Raw genomic sequence first — 3703 nt, 5'->3', positions numbered from 1 at the left:
CGACAGGGCCAGAGCCGCCGCCGCGCTGGAAGCCAGGATCAAACTCTTGACGCGCATATATGCGGCCCTCCGAGATTCTGTTGTTCGAGGACGACGGACACGTCGTCTAGCTAACCCCTTACCAGCGTTGCCGTTGGGGGTCGAGCCGCAAACGGCAGCTTTACCGAAGGTTGCAACTCCACCGTGGCCTGCCCGCTACACAAACCTAACAAAAGAGGGACACACGTTAACACAAGGCTGTCGACGCTCCCTGCCCCTCCGCAGAAAAGGGGATGCTCCTCATCAGCTCATCAAAAGCTGAGATGATGTGATAGAGAGAACTGGCCGGGGCGGCTTCTTCAATGAAGCCGCCAGTCGGCAGCCGCGTATCGTGCCACAGACCTTCCGGCGTCAAATAGAGCCATAACGCCCTCAGCGCCTTGGCGGCGTCTTCCATGTAAACTGCACGTTCGCGCCCAACAGCCCCATCGGCCATGATCAGAGCGCTCTTTAACCACTCCGTTTGCGGCCAGAGGCGCGCGCGGGCGATACGCACGGAACCATCATCATTCAGGGCGTTCACCGCCACATGATGACGCTCACTGATCCCTTCCCGCCCAGCCGCATAGAGGCCTTGAGCCACCGTCATTGCCGAAGCATCGCCGCGAAGCCTGGCATAACGCGCTATCAGCCAAGCCCATTCGAACTGGTGCCCAGGCTCAATCAGACGCCCGTCATCTCCTGGCGCCGCTGACCAGGCGCTATCAAAGAACTCCCGCAGACGCCCCGAGACTGCATCGATAAAAGTCGTACGCGCCAAGTTAACGACCCTATCCGCCAAGTCGCGCCAAGCCGGATCGTCGCTCACCTCCTCCCATGCGAGAGCCGCTTCCAGCAGGTGCATATGGGCGTTGGACTGGTAAGGTCGCTCTCCCGCCTCGCTAAGAGCGCCATTTGAGGTCGCGCGCGTCATTAACTGATCGCGGATTGCAGCGCCGCGCGCATGCGCCTCAACGCCCCCGATATCGGCCTTCAAGGCTGTGGCCAAGGCCAGAAGCAAGAAGGCCTGATCATAAATCATGACCGTCTCGTCCAGCGGACGCCCCTCTGCGCACAGCAAGGTGCGCATGAGACCGTCGTGGCGAATGAAATCCGCATCCAAACTCGCCAGGCCGGTTCTTACGACACGAGGCCACGCCCCTTCCCAGCCCATCAAACCCGCCTGCGCAAAGACGTAAACTTGCCGCGCCTGCACACGAGCTCGCCTCGGCATCTCCACACGACGCGCATCCAGCGACAGAGCCTCGGCAAACGCGCCACTCTCGTTCTGCCCCAGGGTTGACCAGAGCGGCAGAGCCCGACAACGCAGCCAGTCCTTCAGTCGTCGAGCGCCGACTTCCAATCCTTCTTCAGAGCGGCGACTAAAATCCACATGTTGAGGCGAAGAATGACGGATGCGGTCAACCACCTTTTTCACATCTTGCGACCGGCTCAAGTCGCACACAAGCACCGCATCGCGCTCAGCGATAATCGCCAGATTTCGAACTCCAATCGCCGCCACCAGCATCCCATCTGCAGCGCGCGCAAGACACCCTTCAGAATCCTCGAAGATATGGCCGCCGACCTGCCCCTCGCCACTGGCGGCGATCGCGTCCCAGGCGCCGAGGTCAGACCAACTGAAATCGACTTCTAGGACCGAGGCCAACCGCGTCTTCTCCATGACCGCGTAGTCGATGGACACCTTAGGCGCCTGTCGGAACGCGTCGCCCAGTACAGAGACAGCCCCCCGGCTGGCCGTCGCAACGGCGGTGCGTGCGGCGCTTTCCACTGCTGGCGCATGCGCCCTGAGTTCAGAAAGAAGCACATCGGCAGACACGATGAAATTGCCGCTGTTCCAAAGAAAACCATCACGGATATATCGCCGCGCCATTGCCTGATCGGGCTTTTCCACGAAAGCAGCGATAGGCCCCAGCCCCCGTCCAGTAGGCGCGATATAACCATAGGCCGGAGACGGCTCTGTAGGCTTTACACCCAAGGTGACAATACGCGAATTACGCGCCCCATCCGCCGCTGACATCACCGCAGACCTGAAACCCTTATGGTCAGGAATATGGTGATCCGACGCGAAAAAGGCGTTGATTCCTTCAGGATCGCGATCATGAGTCCAGACAGCAGCGGCCGCCATTGCAGCCGCCGAATCGCGCGCTTCTGGCTCAAGCAGCACTTGAGCGTCGATCTCGATCTGCTCCAGTTGCTCCATGATCCAAGCCTTGTGATCGACACCGCCGACCACCACGAGGCACCCCCCGTCCGCCACCAGCGGAGCCGCCCGCAGCACGGTCTCCTGAAACAGCGAGCGGTTCCCCGCTAGGGCGATGAATTGTTTGGGACGCGACGGACGAGAAGCCGGCCAAAGCCGGGTTCCTGCACCGCCGCACATAATCACAGGATAGAGAGCCATGGTCCTTGGATAGCCGACTTCCCTTCGATTGAAAGGGTTGTTTTGGCTACAATCGCTGCGCGTTTCATAACCTTGCCATCGGTACTGTCGTGACTCGCACGGCCTTCGCCGCTATCGAGCGCCCATCATGAAAGAGACCGAACGGCAATCCGAAGAACGCAGCTGGGAGACGGCGAAGACGCTCGCCGAGGCCCTGCCCTATATCCAGGTCTATGATCGCGAGACCGTGGTCATCAAATACGGCGGCCACGCCATGGGCGAGAGCGCCGTGGCGAAACAGTTCGCCGCTGACGTGGTGCTGCTGAAACTGATGGGCGTGAACCCCGTGGTGGTCCACGGCGGCGGGCCGCAGATCAGCGCTATGCTGGACAAGGCGGGCGTGAAGTCGGCCTTCGTCGACGGCCTGCGCGTGACCGACCGCGACACTATGCAAGTGGCCGAAATGGTCCTGTCGGGTGCTGTGAACAAAGAGATCGCCCACTGGATCACCGTCGCCGGCAAGGAAGCGGACGTGCGCGGCGTCGGCCTGTCAGGCAAGGACGCCGGCCTGCTGACCGTCGAGAAGACGATGCGCACCAAGCGCGACCCCGACAGCATGATCGAGCACGAGGTCGATCTGGGCTTCGTCGGCGAGCCGACCAAGGTCGATCCCAAGCTGATCAAGGGCCTGATCGCCTCGGAAACCGAGGACTGGGTGCCGGTCATCGCTCCCATCGGGGTGGCCGAGGACGGCATGACCTACAACGTCAACGCCGACACAGTGGCGGGCGCCATCGCTGGATCGCTGGGCGCCAAGCGGATGCTGTTGCTGACCGACGTGGCGGGCGTGAAGGGCGCGGACGGCGAGATCATCCGCCAGATGAACCTGGAAGAGGCGCAGACCCTGATCGACACCGGCGTCGCCAACGGCGGCATGATTCCCAAGCTGGAGACAGCCATGGCCGCCGTCCGCGCGGGCGTCGAGGCCGTGGTCATCCTGGACGGGCGCCGGCCCCACGCCATGCTGGTCGAGCTGTTCACCGAGTTCGGGGCGGGCACGCTGGTGAAGGCCCAGTGACGGCGGAAGCGACCACTCAGCCTCTGGCGGCGACCACCGAGATCGGCGCCGACCTGCGCCACGTCCGGTCCTGGGTGTTCGACCTCGACAACACCCTCTACCCGCCGGAAAGCCTGTTCCTGAAACAGGTCGAGCAGCGCATCAATCAGTATGTGGTGCGGACCTCGGGGCTGGAGTCAGCGGAAGCGCTCAGCGTCCAGCGCGGC

At 62.3% G+C, this 3703-nt stretch carries 2 protein-coding genes and 1 pseudogene; 2 read left to right on the top strand and 1 reads right to left on the bottom strand.

Going from position 1 to position 3703, the window contains the following annotated elements; genetic code table 11:
- Positions 1-226: 226 nt before the first annotated feature.
- Complete coding sequence (locus HX774_RS08840; protein ID WP_178826083.1) at positions 227-2440, bottom strand: AGE family epimerase/isomerase; 2214 nt, start codon at positions 2438-2440, stop codon at positions 227-229.
- A 127-nt stretch (positions 2441-2567) separates the two neighbouring features.
- Between HX774_RS08840 and argB the strand changes: the two genes are divergently transcribed.
- Both argB and HX774_RS08830 read left to right on the top strand, forming a co-directional pair.
- Complete coding sequence (gene argB, locus HX774_RS08835; protein WP_178826081.1) at positions 2568-3497, top strand: acetylglutamate kinase; 930 nt, start codon at positions 2568-2570, stop codon at positions 3495-3497.
- Positions 3494-3703 (top strand): annotated as a pseudogene (locus HX774_RS08830) (pyrimidine 5'-nucleotidase); the annotation flags it as partial. The gene argB and the pseudogene HX774_RS08830, both read left to right, overlap by 4 nt.

Source organism: Brevundimonas sp. P7753 (genome assembly GCF_013386595.1).
GTDB classification, from domain to species: Bacteria; Pseudomonadota; Alphaproteobacteria; order Caulobacterales; family Caulobacteraceae; genus Brevundimonas; species Brevundimonas bullata.
The sequence above is the reverse complement of the archived record's forward strand: the minus strand, read 5'-3'. Positions and strand labels throughout refer to the sequence as shown.